A 363-nucleotide genomic window follows, 5' to 3' on the forward strand; every position below is an offset into this window, starting at 1 on the left:
CCGGCCTGCAATTTGTTCCGGTGACCATCCCATTGCAAGGCGGTTACGAACTAATTCTCGTAAGGCCGGTTGGCGCGCCAATTTAAAGCGTGCATCCCAACGTCTTCTCCGCAGGGCAAGATCATGAGCACGATCTGCTTTATAGCCACCGTCCCACTGTTTTGTTTTCTTGGAATTAGGCCGTAGTTCTCGGCTAATTGTAGAAGCAGATCGCCCTAAATATTGGGCAATCTGGCGAAGAGATATACCGCCTTCATGAAGGCGGTATATCTCTATGCGTTCATCTAAACGCAAATGTTCGTATTTTTGTCCCATTGCAACACCTGTATAGCAAAGTGTTGCACTTGTTATGTGAGTCTAGGG

Annotated in this window: 1 protein-coding gene; it reads right to left on the reverse strand. The window is 47.7% G+C overall.

The window, feature by feature from the left end:
* Window positions 1-315: helix-turn-helix domain-containing protein (locus MTBPR1_RS10865; RefSeq protein ID WP_131813974.1), on the reverse strand; the 315-nt coding region annotated here is incomplete at its 3' end.
* Window positions 316-363 lie beyond the last annotated feature (48 nt).

It is taken from the genome of Candidatus Terasakiella magnetica, from assembly GCF_900093605.1.
In the GTDB taxonomy this organism is placed as follows: Bacteria; Pseudomonadota; Alphaproteobacteria; order Rhodospirillales; family Terasakiellaceae; genus Terasakiella; species Terasakiella magnetica.